The sequence below is a fragment of the Glycomyces dulcitolivorans genome, assembly GCF_003265355.1.
Classification (GTDB): Bacteria; Actinomycetota; Actinomycetes; order Mycobacteriales; family Micromonosporaceae; genus Glycomyces; species Glycomyces dulcitolivorans.
In genome coordinates, this window is the sequence record NZ_QFRW01000303.1 from 1 (window position 1) to 16623 (window position 16623).

Here is a 16623-nt window from a genome sequence, read left to right on the forward strand (position 1 = left end):
ACGGCGGCGGCTGGCGCGGCCTCCAGAACCCGGCCCCCGCCAGCGGCCCCACCGTCGCGGGTCGCTGGTCCCTCCTGCCCGCGCCCGAACCCGACCCCACGGTCCGCGCCCACGCGCTGGCCCACACCCTCCTCGACCGGCACGGCGTGGTCACCCGCGGTGCCGTTGCGGCCGAAGGGATCGAAGGCGGCTTCGCCAAGGTCTACCGGGTGCTCTCGGCCTTCGAGGAGTCCGGGAAGGCCCGCCGCGGCTACATCGTGGACGGCCTCGGCGCGGCCCAGTTCGCCATGGAGGGCGCGGTCGACCGCCTCCGCGGCCTCGCCGCCCGCCGCGAACCGGGCCCGGCAGTGGTCCTCGCCGCCGGCGACCCGGCGAACGCCTACGGCGCCGCCCTGCCCTGGCCCGACTCCGCCTCAGGCCACAAGCCCGGCCGCAAGGCCGGGTCCCTCGTCGTCCTCGTCGGCGGCGACCTCGCCCTCTACCTCGAACGCGGCGGCAAGAGCCTCCTCGCCTGGCCCGCAACGGACCTCGCCGACGACCCGCGCCTGACCGCCGCCACCGCGGCCCTCGCCGACGCCGTCCGCGCCGGACGCACCGGCGTCCTCCACATCGAACGCGTCAACGACGCCTACGCCCCGGCCTCCCCGCTCGCCCCCGCCTTGCAGGCGGCCGGGTTCCACGCGACGCCGCAGGGCTTCCGCCTGCGCCCCTGAGCATCAGCGCAGCAGGTCGAGCTCGGCGCCCCACCCGTCGAGGACGTCGCCGTGCCCCGCGGCCCGGGCCTTCTCCTCCACTTGCACGAACAACCGCCGCTGCAACCCGACGTCGCCGGTGAGCACCTCGCTCAGCGCCTCCAACAACCGTGCGGTCTGCCAGTCCGGCAAGGGGAACCGTTCGAGCTCCCATTCGAGGTGCTTGTTGTACGGCCGCGGCCGCCGGTCCATCGCGAACAGCAGTTCCAGCAGGTATCCGAGGCTCTCGGCGGCGTCGAGCCGCGACGCGAGCAGCCGCCCGTCGCGGTGGTTCTTGACCGACCGGTAGAGCATGTTCACGTAGTCGTCGAGGCGCTCGGCCGCGAGCGCGCGCGACTCCTCCGCGCCGAGGCGCTGCGCGGCGGCCACGATCGCGGCGATGCCGCCGTCCAACCGGTCGAGCAGGACCCGCCCGCGGGCGACGGTGTACCGCCAGTACCCCGGCCCCGCCGCGGCGCGGAACCGTTCCGGCGAGAAGAACTCCAGGTCGAGCACCGAACTTCGGTACCCTTGCAGCCGTTGAAGATCGGACTCCGCTCCGTCGCCGATGACGACCCACAGGTCGTGGTCGGAGCGCTCGTTGGGGAGCCCCTCGTGCGCATGCGATCCGATGAGCAGGAGCCCGACGACCGCCGGATCCGCGATCGCGGCGCGGGTGAACCCGTCATAGGTGAGGGCGTCGTTCATCGGCGCCGTCCGATGTGCATCCAGTAGTCCTGCCTGCCGGTGTCGATCGGGAGGGGCTCCGCGCGGAACGTGTTGAGGCGGTTGAGCATGAACTCCATCGGGCCCGCCTGCGCCGTCTTCCGGTAGAAGTCGAGGGCCCACAGGCCGTTGACGACCACGAGGCACCGCAGCCGCTCCTCGATCCCGCGCTCGCCGGCCAGGAGGTCCAGGTCGTGGTCGGCTTGAATGCGGGTGCTCGGCATGACCGGGGCCCACAGGACGTACCGGGCGAGTTCCCACAGCGGGTCGCCGAACATGACCGCCTCCCAGTCGAAGACGCCCGCGATGCGGTCGCCTTCGACGGTGAAGTTGTCCGGGCCGAGGTCGCCGTGGATCAGTTTGCGGACCTCCGGCAGCCCTGCGGCGACGCCCAGCGCGGACGCGGTCAGCTCCTCGGCCAGCGCGGTATCGCCGGGATGGCCGAGGGCGTCCCAGTCCGCCGGGAGCAGCGCCCGCAGCTGCGCCGCCCACGTGGGGGCGAGCCCCTGCTCGGTGTCGGGGTCGAAGGACCCGAACCCGGTCGACCCGGCCAGGTCGACCGCGGCGATGTCCTCGATGAGCGCCCGCACGACCGGTGCCATGCGCTGCTGGTGCGCCGCATCGGATTCGGTGAGGTGCGCACCGCCGACCCGCTCGGAGACGCAGCAGTACGCGCCGTCCCCAATAGGACCGATGTGGATCACCTCGGGCACGGGCACCGGCGTGTCGCGCAGCCGCCGGGCGGCCCATGCGTCCTTGTCGAAGCCCTCGCGGCGCGGTGCGATCCGCACGACCAGGTCGCGGCCGTCGGCGCGGAACGCGAACGCCTGGGAGACCTCGCCTTCGGCGAGGGGCGTCCAGTGGCTGATGCGGCCGAGGAGGCCGCGCATCGCGTGCGCGGCCTCCTCGGGGGCGATTGCGGTCTTCACGGCCTCCACGCTAGGCGCGGCGGCCGCTCGGGCCAACGGGTTTTCGCGGCTACCAGGTCACCGGGAGCTCGCCGACGCCGTAGAAGTTCTGGTCGGTCCGCAGCGGCACCTGTGCGGCGGGGACGGCCAGGTGCAGGCCCGGCAGGCGCCGGATCAGGTGCTCGAAGGCGATGCGCATCTCGACACGGGCCAGCTGCTGCCCGAGGCACTGGTGGACGCCGTGGCCGAAGGTCATGTGGCCCTTGGCATCCCCGGCGACGTTGAACACGTCGGGCTCGTCGAAGTGCTCGCCGTCGCGGTTGGCGGTCTGCACCGAGACGGTCATGAACTCCCCGGCGGCGATCTGCTCGCCTTCGAACTCGAAGTCCTCCCCGGCCTGGCGGATGATGCCGGTGTGGATGACGCCGACGTAGCGCAGCAGCTCCTCCACGGCGTTCGCCATCAACTCGGGCCGCTCGCGCAGGAGGTCCCACTGGTCGCGGTTCTCCAAGAGCGCCATGGTGCCGAGGCCGATCATCTTCGCGGTCGTCTCGTGCCCGGCGACGAGCAGGAGCATCGCCATGCCGATGACCTCCTCCTCGCTGAGTTCCGCGTCGGCGGCGAGGTCGGAGAGCAGGTCGTCCTGCGGCTCGGCCCGCTTGGCGGCGACGAGCTCGGCGATGAAGCCCATGATGCGCATGCTCGCCTCGGCCTTCTCCTCCGCCGAGACGGTCATGGTCATGACCGTGGCGGCGTCGGCGGTGAAGCGGTCCTGGTCGGCGCGGGGCACGCCGAGCAGTTCGGAGATCACCAGGGCCGGCACGGGGAGCGCGAACTCGGCCACGAGGTCCGCGCCGCCGCCGGCCGCCTCCAGGGCGTCGAGGCGCTCCTCCACGATCTCGGCGACGCGCGGCTCCAGCAGCCGCATGCGGCGGACGGTGAAGACGCCGGTGAGCTTGCGGCGCAGGCGGGTGTGGTCCGCGCCGTCCATCTCGATGAACATGCCGGGCGTGACCGGCAGCGGGCCCTCGTAGTCGCCCATCGCCTCGATCTGGGGCATCGGGATCGGGACCTTGATCGGGGCGGTCAGCTGCGACTTGAACCGCGTGTCGGCGAGGACCTTGCGGCCCAGGCGGTGGTCGGTGACGATCCAGCCGAGCGTGCCGTCGGGGTAGTAGCGAAGCCGCCGCAGCGGTGCCTCGCGGTGGAGCGCCATGAGCGCGGCGGGCGGGTCGTAGCGGGTCTCGCGGTCGAGCGGGATGCCGTAGGGAACGGTGTCGGTCACGGGGTCCTCCTGGTGGAAATCACGGTGGAAATCGCGGTGCCTTTCTACGTATAACCATAATATACGTATACGTGCGTCCGCAAGCCCCCCACCGCACGCGAGAGGGGTCCCGCGCGGCCGCGGCGATAATCGGAGGCAGCACCGAACCGCCTGAGAGGACCGCCCGCGATGAGCACCGCACCCTTTCCCCCGCAACTGCTTCCGCCCTGGGTGCGCAGCCTCGCCGCCGGCGTCCCCGAGGCCCCCGCGAGCGCCGAGCCGCTGCCGCCCGCGCCCCTGGGGACGGTCTACGCGCTCGGCGAGGAGGTCGGCTGGGTGGTGCCTCCCCGGCCGTTCGAACTGCTCTTCGGCCGCGACGAGTGGAACGTCAACATTCCCTTGGGCGTCAAGGACAAGCGCGTCAGCCGCGTCCACGGGCGGCTCATCTGCCACGGTTCGGAGTGGACGATGCGCAACGAGGGCCGCCTGCCGATGCTCCTGCCCGGCGACGCCATGCTCCTCGCGGGCCAGGAGCGGCTCATCGAGCAGTCCTACACGCCCGTCTACATCGGCGACCTCTCCGAAGCCGTGCACTGCCTGGAGATCCGCCTCATCGGCGGCAGGCGCACCCCCGACGACGGGGCCGCCGGCGACGACACCGCCGTCCCCGGCAAGCACCGGCTCAGCGAGGTCGAGCGCCTCGTCCTGACCTCCCTCGGCCAGCGCTACCTCCTCGGCCTCCCGCGGGCGCAGCCGGTCGCGTGGCGGCAGGTCGCCGACGACATGCGCCGCTCGAAGTTCGCCGAGGAGCGCAACTGGAACGAGGGCACCGCCGCCCGCGTCGTCGCCGGCGTGCGCGAACGGCTCTCCCACCCCGACTACCGGTACCGCGTGGCCGGGCTCCTGCGCGACGAGGTCCTGGGCGAGCCGCTGGGGAACGCCTTGAACGACAACCTGATCCGGGCCCTCCTCCAGAGCGCCACCCTGGACCCGACCGACCTGGACCGCCTCGACGACGGCGAGGAGCCCTAGACCTCCTGGTAGCACATGAAGTAGTAGATGACCCCGGTCTCGGGGTCCCACTCCACGTCGTTCTCGGTGGCGGTGTCGCTCCAGTAGTAGTCGAAGTCGGCGACCCCTTCGGCGCCGCACGCCAGCCATGACGCGTCGTCGTGGTCCGGCTGGGACGGGTTGGGGTCCTCCGGGTTCACCGCGATCCGGTAGATGTACTCCGCGGCCAGCGGCGAATCGCAGGCCACGACCACCCACGTCTCGTCGTCGGCGGTCACGCACTCGCCCTCGACCGGCCGCCTCTCGGCCTGCTGGTCGCCGGTGACCGGCGGCGGGATCGTCGGATCGCCGCCGGTCTCCTCGCCGGTCGGGCTCGCCTCCTCCGAAGTCCCACCGTCCTCGGCCGCGTCGCCGCCGCCCGCGTCGCGGTCGAAGGCCGCGTACACCAGCACCCCCGCCAGCAGCACCAGCGCGATCACCGGCACCAGCAGACCCGGCAGCCGCGACCGCGCCGCCGGTGCCGCAGCCGCCGGCTCGGGCCGCGGGTCGCCGCGCAGGCGCTCCTGGATGTCCCGCAGGATCGGCAGCGCCGAGCCCGCCTCGGTGACCCCCACGGTCTGCGCCAGTTCGTGCGCCAGCTCCCCGCAGGTCCGGTACCGCTGCGCGGGGTCCACGTGCATCGCCTTGGCCACCAGCGGATCCAGCGCCGCGGGCAGGTTCGCGCGCTGCGCGGTCACCGGCGTGATGTCGCCCGCCCGCTGGGCCTGCTCCGCACTGGAGTCGTCGAGGTGGTCGAGCGGGCGCTTCCCCGCCAGGCAGTGGTAGAGCACCGCGCCGAGGGAGTACACGTCGCCCGCGCGCTCCCGCGTCGTCGCCGGGAGCATCGGCCGGTCGGGCAGCTTCGGGTCGGCCGGCCCGGCGTTGAACACCTCCGGCGCCGTGTAGCGGCGGGTCCCGATGTACTCGCCGAGCGCGGTCAGGTCCTTCCCGGTGCGGCCCTTGGCCACCCCGAAGTCGCTGAGGTACACGTGGCCGTCGGCGCCGAACAGGATGTTGCCGGGCTTGACGTCGCGGTGGACCACGCCGTGCTCGTGCGCGAAGTCGAGGGCCTTCGCCACCTGCACGATCACGTCGACGGTCTCGGCCAGTGCCATCTCGCCGCGCTCCAGCCGCCTGCGCAGGTCGTCCTCGGCGCGCGGCATCACCATGAACAGCAGGTCGTCGCCGCGCGAAGCCGCCGTGATGACGTACATGAGGTTCGGGTGCTCCAGCGCGGCCATCAGCTGGATCTCGCGCAGGAACCGCTCCCGGTAGCCCGGGTGCATCGACAGGTACCCGGCCATGACCTTCACCGCGACCTTGCGGTGGTGGAGCCGCAGGTCCTCGGCGAGGAACACCTGGCTCTGCCCGGTGGAGCCGACCGGCTCGGGGTCGAGCCGGTATCCCGGCAGCAGCTCGGCGAGCCGCTCTCGGATGCGTGCGAACGGGTCGGTCGTCTCGTCCATCGAAGTACCTCTGGGGTGCGCGGGGGACTTGCGCGGGGGCACAAGTCGGTCGAAACCGGTTCCCCCGAAACCGCTTCCATACAAGCAGACGGCCGGTGCGCAGTGGGGGACAAGGTCCGGGACCCCTCCCGGCGCGTTCGTGTACAAGTCCGTCCCGCCCGCGCCGCCGGCGGCCGCATGGCTACCCTCTGGCATGCGCACCTGGCAGACCGAATCCGCGACCTGGCGCCACGGCCCCTGGTCGATCGAACGGCGCGGCGGCGAACTCGCCGACCTCGCCTACGACGGCCGCCGCGTCCTCCGCAGCGTCCGCGCCGTCGCCCGCGACCGGGACTGGAACACCCCGACCTGGCAGGTCGAGGTCCTCGACGACACCGACGCGCTCCGCCTGGGCCTGCGCTGCGACGGCGCCCCGCTCCAAGGCACCCTCACCGCCCACGTCTCCGGCGGCGCGCTGGCGATCGAACTCGACCTCGAAGCGACCCGGACCTTCCCCACCAACCGCACCGGCCTGGTCGCCCTCCACCCGCCGCAGCTCGCCGGGACCGCCCTGCGCGCCCGCCACCCGGACGGCACGGCCGAGGACACCGCGTTCCCGGCCCGAATCAGCCCCCGCCAGCCCGTCCTCGACATCGCCGCCCTCGCCTGGGAGCACGACGGCCTCGCCGTCGGCCTCGCCTTCGGCGGCGACGTGTTCGAGATGGAGGACCAGCGCAACTGGACCGACGCCTCCTACCAGACCCACTCCCGGCCCCTGACCCTGCCGTTCCCGTACGAGCTCGCCGCCGGTGCCCATGTGCGCCAGACGATCACGGTCACCGTCACCGAGCATGGCCCCGCCGCCGAACCCGAGCCCGAGCCGCGCATCGCGCTCGTCCCCGGCGGCCTGTTCCCCGAGATCGCCCTCGGCGCCTCGACCGCGCCCAGCACCGAGTTCGACCCCGCCCCCGACCTGCCGCTCCTCGGCGGCACCGTCCTCGTCGAACTCGACCTGCGCACCCCCAACTGGCCCGCCGCCCTGGAGCGCGCCGCGACCGCCGGCCTCCCGCTCGACGTGCGCGTCACCGTCCCCTGGTCCGGCTCGGACCTCGCGATCCTCACCGACTTCCTCGCGCCCCATGCGATCGCGCGCATCGGCGCCTTCGACCCCGACACGCACACCACCAACGCCGCCGTCTTCGACGCCCTCCGCGCGGCCCTGACGCACGCTGGAATCCACGTGCCGCTCGTCGGCGGCTCCCGCTCGCACTTCACCGAGCTGAACCGGAACCTCGCCGCCGTCCCCGACGACGTCGAAGTCCTCGCCTTCAGCGTCACGCCCCTGCTCCACGACACCGGCACCGAGCAGCTCCTCGAATCGGTCCCCGTGCAGCGCCTGGTCGCCCGCCAGGCCGTCGCCGACGCCGGCGGCCGCATGGTCCTCATCGGACCGGTCACCCTGCGGCCCCGCTTCAACGACGCCGCCGGCGCCCAGCTCATGTCCACCCGTCCCGACCTCGCCGACGGCTACGGCGCCGAGTTCACCGGCGCGGCCGACCCCCGCCAGGGCGACGACCCCCTGGCCGCCTGGACCATCGCCGCCGCGGCCGCCCTCGCCGTCCCCGGCGTCGCGGGACTGTCCTGGTTCGAGGAGTGGGGCCCGCGCGGCATCCGCTCCGCCGCAGGCGATCCCTACCCGGTCGCGGCCGTCCTGGAGACCCTCGACGAGATGTCCGCGGGCGAACTCCTGTGGGCCGAGACCCCCGACCCGCACATCTGGGCCCTCGGCTCCCGCACCGCCGGCCGCACCCGCATCGCCGTCGCCAACCTCGACCGCCGCCCCCGCGCCTTCACCATCGCCTTCGGCGACGAGCAGCTGCGGCTCTTCCTCGGCCCCCTCGGCTGGGCCGTCGTGGACTAGACCGGACCGCCGGCCCGCCCCGTCCCCTAGGATCGGGGACATGAGCACTGTGCTGGTCATCGGACTGGGCGACATGGGGGACCGGGTCGCCGCCGGCCTCGCCGCGAGCGGGTTCGTCGGGCGGCTGGTCGTCGCCAGCCGGTCCGAGCGGAACGTGAACCAGACGGCCGCGACCCTCGCGAGCGCCTCCGACTGCCTCGTCGAGGGCGCGCCCCTGGACGCGACCCGCCTCGACGACGTCGCCGCGCTCCTCGACCGCACCCGCCCCGACCTGGTCGTCCAGTGCGCCTCGCTGCGCAGCCCGTGGGCGCTGGCCGAACGCGGCGACCCGGCCGCGAAGGCGGTCGAGGCGGCCGGGCTCGGTCTGCGCCTGCCCTACCAGGTCCCGGTGGTGCTCAACGTGATGCGCGCGGTCCGCGAGACCGGCATCGACGCGCCGGTCGCGAACCTGTCCTTCCCCGACGTCACCGGCCCGGTCCTGGAGCGCATCGGCTTCGCGCCCGCGCTGGGCCTGGGCAACGCCGGGATGGTGCTGCGCCGCGTCCGCGCCGTCCTGCGCGAGGAGGAGCACGGCGTCATCCCGCCGCTGGTGCGCATCGTCGGCCACCACTCGCAGCTGACGGGCGTCATGACCTCCGAGGCGCCCGCGAGCGGGGACCGCTGCCGCGTCCACCTCGGCGAGGACGGCCGCCGCGACGACGGCGCCGCCTACCGCGGCCACGCGATCGACCCGGGCCTGCGCTGGAACTTCCTCACCGCCGCCGCCACGATGCCCGTCCTCGAAGCGCTGCTTCCCGAAGGGAAGACGCTGCGCTGGTCGGTGCCCGCGCCCGGCGGCCTCCCGGGCGGGTACCCGGTCCGCATCGAGGGCGGCAAGGTCGAACTCGACCTCCCGCCGGGGGAGTCCCTTGAGGACGCGATCGCGTTCAACGAGCAGATGGCCCGCGGCGACGGCGTCGAGCGCGTCGACCCGGACGGGACCGTCCACTTCACCGACGCCGCGAAGGCGGCCGTCGCCGACCTCGCCCCCGACCTCGCCGAACCGCTGCCCTTGGGGGACATGGCCTCCCGCGCCGCGCGCCTCGACCAGGTGCTGGGGATCTGAGGCCTACTCGCCGCAGGTGACGGCCTTGAGCTCGATCAGCGCCAGCCGCATGAGCTCGCCGAGGTCGCCCGGCTCGGGGTCGGCGACCCACTGCGCGTGGGCGACCTTGAAGACCGCCACGCCCGTCTCGGCCGCCAGGCTCGCGCCCGGCTCGGTGACGCCGCGCCTGCGCAGGCCCTCGGCAAGCGTGTCCGACAGCCAGGCGAGCTTGACCGCCTCCCGTTCGCGCAGTTCGGCATTGGCGTTCACGACCGCCTGCCGCTGCCGCGAGTACTCGTGCCGGCCGACGAAGAACGCGGCCACGGCCTTGAGGACCAGGGCCACCGTCTCCATCGGCACCGCCGACTGCGGCGCGTCCTCGATCGCCGCCGCGAACCCCGTGACGAGCGGGTTCGAGTCGGGGAACAGCACTTCGCGCTTGTCGGAGAAGTGCCGGTAGAACGTCCGCTCGGTGAGCCCGGCCCTCCCGGCGATCTCGGCGACGGTGACCTGCTCGAATCCGCGTTCGTTGAACAGCGCCATGGCCGCCTCTTCGAGGCGTCCGCGCGCGTTCGGCTCCCACCGTCCCATAGCGCAGATCCTACCGATGTCAGGTACTGACATGACCGTGCTACGGTTGATGTCAGACACTGACATCAGGTCGGATGACGATTCCGGCCGTCTCACCAGGAGGTCTCCCCATGCGTGTCTTCATCACCGGCGCATCCGGCTGGATCGGCTCCGGCGCCGCCGCCGAGCTCCTCGACGCGGGCCACCAGGTCGTCGGCCTCGCCCGCTCCGACGCCTCCGCCGCCAAGCTCGCCGCGGCGGGGGTCGAGGTCCGCCGCGGCTCCCTCGACGACCTCGACGTCCTGCGCGAGGAGGCGATCGCCGCGGACGCCGTCGTCCACCTCGCGTTCGGGCACGACATCGCCTTCTCCGGCCGCTTCGACGACGCCGTCGCCGCCGACCGCGCCGCCGTCGAGGCCTTCGGCGAGGCCCTCGCCGGCACCGGCAAGGCGCTCGCCGTCGCCTCGGGCGTCCCGCTGTCGAACGGCGGCCTCACCGCCGAGGACGAGGGCCACGACGTCGAGGCCGGCCAGCCGGGCCCGGCCGCCCGGTTCGCGATCGGCGAGTACGCGCTCGGCCTGGCCGACCGCGGCGTCCGCTCGATCGTCCTGCGCTTCCCGATCGTCCACGGCGAAGGCGACCCCGGCTTCACCGCGACGATGGTCGACATCGCCCGCACGAAGGGCCTCGCCGGCTACATCGGCGACGGCGCCAACCGCTGGCCCGGCGTCCACCGCGACGACGCCGCGCGACTCATCCGCCTCGCCCTCGACAAGGCCCCGGCCGGGTCCACGCTCCACGTCATCGCCGACGAGGGCGTCCCGATCCGCGACCTCGCCGCCGTCGTCGGCCGCCACCTCGGCGTCCCCGTCGCCCCCATCGCCCCCGAGGACGCGCCCGCCCACTTCGGCTGGCTCGCCGGCTTCATCGGCGCCGACCGCGCCGCCTCCAGCGCCCGCACCCGCGAGCTCCTCGACTGGACCCCGACCGGCCCCGGCTTCGTCGACGACCTCGACAAGGGCCACTACTTCGCGGCCGCGAAGTCCGCATGACGAGGGCGCGAACGGCTACTTCCCCAAGCGCCGGATAGATCGGCCCGAAGCCCGCATACTGATGGGGTTTCGGATCCGCGAGGGGAAGGTGGACGCCATGCGCGCGTTGACCGTCGAGCCCGGTGTCAAGGGTTCGCTGGCGCTGAGCGACGTCGACGAGCCGGTCCCCGGACCGGGGGACCTGCTCGTCGACGCCATCGCGCTCGGCGTGTGCGGCACCGACCGGGAGCTCGCCGACGGCGAGTACGGCTGGGCCCCGCCCGGCGCCGACCGGCTCATCATCGGCCACGAGTCGCTCGGTCGGGTCCGCGAGGCGCCCGAGGGCAGCGGGTTCGCGCCCGGCGACCTCGTTGTCGGGGTGGTCCGCCGCCCCGACCCCGAGCCGTGCGGCGCGTGCGCGCGCGGCCTGTTCGACAACTGCCGCAACGGGAACTACACCGAGCGCGGCATCAAGGAGATCCACGGCTACGCCAGCGAGGTGTGGACCGTCGAGGCCGACTACGCCGTCAAGCTCGACCCCTCGCTCGCCGAGGTCGGCGTGCTGCTGGAGCCGATGAGCGTGCTCGTCAAGGCCTGGGAGCAGATCGACAAGGTCGGCGGGCGCTCGTGGTTCGACCCGAAGTCGGTCCTCGTCACCGGCGCCGGGCCGATCGGCCTCCTCGGCGCGCTCATCGGCGCGCAGCGCGGCCTCGACGTCCACGTCCTCGACCGCGCCGCCGACGGCCGCAAGCCGGAGCTCGTCCACGCGCTCGGGGCGACCTACCACTACGAGGGCCTGCCCAAGGCGATCGAGCAGGTCGTCCCCGACATCGTCATCGAGGCCACCGGCTCCGAAGCGCTCGTATTCGACGCGATGGCCGCGAACGGCGCCTTCGGTGTCACCTGCCTGACCGGCGTCTCGCCCGCGGGCCGGCGCATGAACATCGACGCGGGCAGCCTCAACCGCGACATCGTCCTGGAGAACGACGTCGTCGTCGGCTCCGTCAACGCCAACCTCGACCACTGCGCCCGCGCCGCCGGGGTTCTCGCCGAATCCGACCAGGCCTGGCTCAAGCGCCTCATCACCAAGCGCGTCCCGCTGAGCGAATTCGAAGGTGCCTTCCACGCCGGCTCAGGCGAAGTCAAGGTCGTCATCGACATCGAAGGCTAGAGGGCCGCCTTACGGGATTGCCCTCGGCGCGGGCGGTCCGTACGATCGAACCATGCATAAGAAAGCGCTTGCTCAAAGCGCAGAACTGCTCGGCCGTGCTCAACTCGACGGTGCCCGTCCGGGGCGCTCGGTCCTCACCCTCCTCGCCCGCCGCCCCTGGCGGTTGACCGCGGCCTTCATCGCGTTCGCGGTCAAGGAGGTCCCGCTGTGGTTCCTCCCGGTCGTGACCGCCGCGATCATCGACCTCGTCTCCACCGGCGGGTCGGTCACCGCGGTCCTCGGCTGGCTCGCGGTCGCCGTGCTCCTGCTGGTCCAGAACTACCCCAACCACATCGTCTACACCCGCAACTTCATGACCGTCGTGCGCGACACCGGCGCCGACCTGCGCAACGCCCTGGCCGCGCGCCTCCAGAGCCTCTCGATCGGCTACTACACCCGCACCAGCGCCTCCATCGTCCAGAACAAGGTCGTGCGCGACGTCGAGAACGTCGAGCAGATGCTCCAGCAGATGACCCACCCGCTGCTGTCGTCCACGATGGTCCTCGTCGGCGCGATCACCATGACCGCCGTCGCCGTCCCGCAGTTCCTGCCGGTCTACGCGCTCACCGTCCCCATCGCCATCGGCCTGCGCGCCGCCCTCAGGCGCCGCTCGCGCGCCCGCAACGAGCGGTTCCGCCGCGAGATGGAGGGCTTCGCCGCCCGCGTCGGCGAGATGGCCTCGCTCATCCCCGTCACCCGCGCCCACGGCCTGGAGCAGACCGCCGTCTCGCGCGTCGCGAGCGGCGCCGACGGCGTCCGCCGCGCCGGGCTCCACCTCGACATGCTCAACGGCCACGTCGCCTCGATCTCCTGGGTCACCATGCAGATCCTCGGCGTCGGGTGCCTGGGCCTCGCCGCGGTCTTCGCCATCACCGGGTTCCTCCCCATCACCCCCGGCGAGGTCGTGCTCCTGTCCACCTACTTCGCGCTCCTGACGCAGGGTCTGACGAACCTGCTCATGCTCATCCCGATCGGCGCCCGCGGCATGGAGTCCGTGCGGTCCATCGCCGAGGTCCTCCAGGACCCCGACATCGAGCAGAACGAGGGCAAGCGCCCCGTCGCCGCCGTCGAGGGCCGCCTCGTCCTCGACCGCGTCTCGCACCGCTACGCCGGGGCCGACACCGAAGCGGTGCAGGACGTCTCGCTCGACATCGAGGCCGGCACCACCGTGGCGTTCGTCGGCTCCTCCGGCTCGGGCAAGTCCACCCTGCTCAACCTGGTCCTCGGCTTCGTCCGGCCCACCTCGGGCCGCATCCTCCTCGACGGCACCGACATGCAGGAGCTCGACCTGCGCACCGCCCGCCGCTTCACCTCGGTCGTCCCGCAGGAGTCGGTCCTGTTCGAAGGCACCATCCGCGAGAACGTCGGCTACGGCATGGACGCCGACCAGGACCGCATCACCGCGGCCCTCAAGGACGCCAACGCCTGGGAGTTCGTCAGCCTCCTGCCCGACGGGCTCGACACCGTCGTCGGCGAACGGGGCGCGCGCCTGTCCGGCGGCCAGCGCCAGCGCCTCGCCATCGCCCGCGCCCTCGTCCGCGACCCCCGCATCCTGCTCCTCGACGAGGCCACGTCCGCGCTCGACCCCGAAGCCGAGGAACTGGTCAAGGAGGCCCTGGGCCGCCTCATGCGCGGCCGCACCACCCTCGTCGTCGCCCACCGCCTCTCGACGATCCGCCAAGCCGACGTGATCGTCGTCCTCGACCGCGGCCGCATCGTCGAACAGGGCTCCCACACCCAACTCCTCGACGCCGCCGGCCGCTACGCCCAGATGCACCTCACCCAGACCGGCGCACGCTGAAAAGGGGCGGGCCGCACCCGCGGCCCGCCCCTCTTGTTCGTTTCTTACGCGGGCAGGTTCCAGACCTGGGTCCAGAGGCCGTTGCAGTCGTAGATCTGCAACTTGGTGGCGTCGGCGGTGCCGCCTGCCGTGATGTCCAGGCAGCGGCCCGACTGCGGGTTCAGGAGGGAGCCGTTCGACTGGGGGGTCCAGATCTGGGCGCCGGAGCCGTTGCACTCCCACAGCTGGACGGGCGTGCCGTTGGCCGTGCCCTGGGCGTCGACGTCGAGGCACTTGCCGAAGGCGCGGATCGAGCCGTCGGCGTAGCGCGACCAGTCCTGGCCCGATGCGGTACCGCAGGCGTAGATCTGGGCGCGGTTGCCGTTGGCGGCGGTGTTGGTGTCCACGTCGAGGCACTTGCCGGTCTGCGGGTTGGTCACCGCGCCGGTCGCGCCGGGGACCGTCCCGATGCCGAAGCGGACCTCGCACTGGTTGTTCTGGCCCAGCCAGGTCGCGGCCAGGTAGAGGTAGCTCGTGCCGTTCTCGCGCGGGATCGCCGGGGTCGAGTAGCCGGGGCACGAGGGGACGCCGGAGGCGTAGCCGCCCGTGGGGTTCACGGTGACCGGGGTGGTCGCCTCGAACCAGTCGCCCGCGCCGAGGTTGCGGTTGGCGAACAGGACGGTCCCGGATTCGGCGAGGACGGTCTTGTTCCCGGTCGGGCCCGCGACCACGCGCTGGCCGGAGATCAGGAGCGTCCCGTTCGCACCGCCTGCGGGCGTCCAGGAGACGTACGGGGTGTGCAGGAGCTCGCGGTCGTCGGAGGTCTGGACGAGGGTGCCGCGGTCGCCCGCCGCGCCCCAGTTCAGGCCGTCGTCGGAGTACTTGATGTAGACCTCGCACGCGTGGTCGGCGTTGGTGGCGTCGCGGCACAGCTCGTAGCTCATGACGAAGCGCCCGTCGGGCAGCTCGGCGAAGGTCTGCATGCCCGGGCGCAGCAGGTTGTCGGCCGGGAAGACCACGTCGTCCTGGATGCCCGAGCTCCAGGAGGCTCCCCCGTTGGTGGAGGTGTAGTGCGCGATCTTCTGGTTGTTGGTGGCGCTGTTGGAGGGACGCTCGTCGGAGATGAAGCACGCGAGCGTGTTGTTGTCGGCGACCAGGAACGTCGGCTCCCAGATCCCGTGGCCCCACGTATTCGGCTGGCCCGAGGTCGAGGTGCAGTTCGACAGGAACGTCCACGTGACGCCGCCGTTGGTGCTCTTGAAGACCTCGACCTTCTGCGCGGTGTAGTCGCCGACGTCCCAGGCGGTGCCGGCCGCGAGCAGGTCGCCCGCGTTCAGGCCGGTGATGGTGCGGGGGACCTCGAAGAGCGTGGGCGCCTCCAGGTCCCAGCCGGGCGTGTTCGAGGTGATGGTGCTGATCTGGGTCCAGGACGTCCCGCCGTTGGTGGAGCGGTAGACCGGCAGGTTCGTGGGGACGCCGTGCCCGCCCTTGGCGAACGTGGCGAGCATGGTCTCGTTGGCGGAGCCGTCGTGTTCGAGGCCGATGGCGCGCGGGTAGCCGGCGGTGCCGCTCGGGTAGGTCCCCAGGTCGGGGGAGTAGAGCACCGTGCCCGGGTACGCGGCGTCGGCCGGCGCGGCGATGAGGGCCTGCGCACCCGCCGCCGCGAGGACCGCGGCGGCGAGCAGGGCGGCCCAGCGGCGGGCCTTGGCGGCCCACTGTCTTGTCACCGTCATGGGGGTTGCCTCCTGTGGAGATGGAACGCCCGCATCTTTGCAGACGTTGCAAACACCATGCCAGGAATTTGCCTACGTTGCAAGGGGACATTTCGGGAGGCGCAGCGGGCGCCTAACCGCCCGTCGACTCCCGGACCACGAGCCGGTGCGGCGCCACGACCTCCTCGGCCGGGGCCTGCGGGTCGTCGATGCGCGCGACGATCCGCCGCACCGACTCGCGGGCGATGAACGGCGTGTCCAGCGAGACCGTCGACAGCGAGGGCCGCGCGAACCGGCCCTCCTCGATGTCGTCGATCCCGACCACGGCCACGTCCTCGGGGACGCTGAGCCCGGCGTCGAATACCGCGCGCATCGCGCCCACCGCGAGCAGGTCGGAGAAGCAGAAGATCGCGTCGGGCCGCGGCTTGAGCGCCATGAGCGCCGTCGCCGCCTCGTACCCGTCGGTGCGGCTGTAGTGCGGCGCCGGCGTCGCGTACTCCGGCGGCGCCTCCAGGCCCGCCTCCTCAAGGGCCGCTTCGTATCCGGCGGTGCGCAGCAGCGGCGTGGAGTACTCCTCCAGCGGCTGCGCACCGATCGCGGCGATGCGGGTGCGCCCGCGCGCCACCAGGTGCGCCACGGCGTCGCGCGCCGCCCGCACGTTGTCGATCGCCACGTGGTCGAACCGGCCGTCGAACTCGTGCTCGCCGAGCAGCACCAGCGGCATGTGCTCGGAGCGGTGCATGTCGAGCAGCTCGGACTTGGTCACCAGGGGGCTGAAGAGGATGCCGTCGAACAGCATGTTCCGGTCGTCGCCCATGAGCAGGCGCCGCTCGCGCTCGTGGTCGTGCCCGGTCTGGTCGATCATCACGCGGTAGCCGAACTCCGCGGCCGCGTCGATCACGTCCCGGGCCAGTTCGCTGAAGTACGGTACGTCGATCTCGGGCACCACGAGCGCGAGCATCCCCGTGCGGCCGGTGCGGAGGGTGCGCGCCACGGGGTTGGCGCGGTAGTCGAGCTCTTCGATCGCGGCGAGCACGCGCTGGCGCATTCGCTCGCTGACGTGGGCGTATCCGCTCACGACATTGGACACGGTGCGGACGGAGACCTGCGCCAGATCGGCGACGTCGCGAAGTGTTGCCGGCATACGGCCCATCCTACCGTTTGCAACGTCGGCAAAGGGGTGCTAGGTTT

The 16623-nt window shown here is 72.6% G+C and carries 14 protein-coding genes; 7 read left to right on the forward strand and 7 right to left on the reverse strand.

Translation table 11 applies throughout. The annotated features are described in order from the left end of the window. Window positions 1-713: Lhr family helicase (locus tag DI269_RS21045; RefSeq protein ID WP_456298702.1), on the forward strand; the 713-nt coding region annotated here is incomplete at its 5' end. Window positions 714-716: 3 nt separating this feature from the next. On the opposite strand, the gene DI269_RS21050 is transcribed toward DI269_RS21045, so the two are convergent. The 3 genes from DI269_RS21050 to DI269_RS21060 are packed head-to-tail and all read right to left on the reverse strand — an operon-like array spanning window position 717 to window position 3650. After that, window positions 717-1439 (reverse strand): hypothetical protein, encoded by a 723-nt coding sequence (locus tag DI269_RS21050; protein ID WP_112139477.1) that lies wholly within the window; start codon window positions 1437-1439, stop codon window positions 717-719. Next, on the reverse strand, window positions 1436-2386 hold the full coding sequence (locus DI269_RS21055) for a phosphotransferase family protein (RefSeq protein WP_157975131.1): 951 nt from the start codon (window positions 2384-2386) through the stop codon (window positions 1436-1438). The genes DI269_RS21050 and DI269_RS21055 overlap by 4 nt, the downstream gene beginning before the upstream one ends. A 49-nt stretch (window positions 2387-2435) precedes the next feature. Continuing rightward, on the reverse strand, window positions 2436-3650 hold the full coding sequence (locus tag DI269_RS21060) for a cytochrome P450 (protein ID WP_232822850.1): 1215 nt from the start codon (window positions 3648-3650) through the stop codon (window positions 2436-2438). 168 nt (window positions 3651-3818) lie between these two features. Here DI269_RS21060 and DI269_RS21065 point away from each other — a divergent pair, with 168 nt between their 5' ends. Next, complete coding sequence (locus tag DI269_RS21065) at window positions 3819-4661, forward strand: FHA domain-containing protein (RefSeq protein ID WP_112139481.1); 843 nt, start codon at window positions 3819-3821, stop codon at window positions 4659-4661. Here the strand turns inward: DI269_RS21065 and DI269_RS21070 are convergent. After that, window positions 4658-6145 carry a serine/threonine-protein kinase gene (locus tag DI269_RS21070; protein WP_157975132.1) on the reverse strand — a complete coding sequence of 496 codons (1488 nt, stop codon included), beginning with the start codon at window positions 6143-6145 and terminating at the stop codon, window positions 4658-4660. The two genes, DI269_RS21065 and DI269_RS21070, sit on opposite strands and share 4 nt — an antisense overlap. A 193-nt stretch (window positions 6146-6338) precedes the next feature. On the opposite strand from DI269_RS21070, the gene DI269_RS21075 reads away from it, so the two are divergent. Together DI269_RS21075 and DI269_RS21080 are read left to right on the forward strand one after the other, a co-directional pair. Next, the gene (locus DI269_RS21075) at window positions 6339-8045 is read left to right on the forward strand and encodes a hypothetical protein (RefSeq protein ID WP_112139485.1); all 1707 of its coding nucleotides are present in this window, start codon (window positions 6339-6341) and stop codon (window positions 8043-8045) included. Window positions 8046-8085: 40 nt separating this feature from the next. Then, the gene (locus DI269_RS21080; protein ID WP_112139487.1) at window positions 8086-9150 is read left to right on the forward strand and encodes a KR domain-containing protein; all 1065 of its coding nucleotides are present in this window, start codon (window positions 8086-8088) and stop codon (window positions 9148-9150) included. Between the two features lie 3 nt (window positions 9151-9153). Here DI269_RS21080 and DI269_RS21085 read toward each other — a convergent pair whose 3' ends face one another. After that, window positions 9154-9720, reverse strand: a complete 567-nt coding sequence (locus DI269_RS21085; protein ID WP_112139489.1) for a TetR family transcriptional regulator — start codon at window positions 9718-9720, stop codon at window positions 9154-9156. Window positions 9721-9830: 110 nt separating this feature from the next. Here DI269_RS21085 and DI269_RS21090 point away from each other — a divergent pair, with 110 nt between their 5' ends. The 3 genes from DI269_RS21090 to DI269_RS21100 all read left to right on the forward strand — a co-directional run bounded on the left by DI269_RS21090 (window position 9831) and on the right by DI269_RS21100 (window position 13741). Continuing rightward, on the forward strand, window positions 9831-10751 hold the full coding sequence (locus tag DI269_RS21090; protein ID WP_112139491.1) for an SDR family oxidoreductase: 921 nt from the start codon (window positions 9831-9833) through the stop codon (window positions 10749-10751). 97 nt (window positions 10752-10848) lie between these two features. Next, on the forward strand, window positions 10849-11901 hold the full coding sequence (locus DI269_RS21095) for a glucose 1-dehydrogenase (RefSeq protein ID WP_112139509.1): 1053 nt from the start codon (window positions 10849-10851) through the stop codon (window positions 11899-11901). A 52-nt stretch (window positions 11902-11953) separates the two neighbouring features. Continuing rightward, the gene (locus tag DI269_RS21100) at window positions 11954-13741 is read left to right on the forward strand and encodes an ABC transporter ATP-binding protein (RefSeq protein ID WP_112139494.1); all 1788 of its coding nucleotides are present in this window, start codon (window positions 11954-11956) and stop codon (window positions 13739-13741) included. A 44-nt stretch (window positions 13742-13785) separates the two neighbouring features. On the opposite strand, the gene DI269_RS21105 is transcribed toward DI269_RS21100, so the two are convergent. Then, window positions 13786-15453, reverse strand: a complete 1668-nt coding sequence (locus tag DI269_RS21105; protein ID WP_112139496.1) for a sialidase family protein — start codon at window positions 15451-15453, stop codon at window positions 13786-13788. Between the two features lie 112 nt (window positions 15454-15565). Beyond that, window positions 15566-16576, reverse strand: coding sequence for a LacI family DNA-binding transcriptional regulator (locus DI269_RS21110; protein ID WP_112139498.1), 1011 nt, complete (start codon window positions 16574-16576; stop codon window positions 15566-15568). Window positions 16577-16623 lie beyond the last annotated feature (47 nt).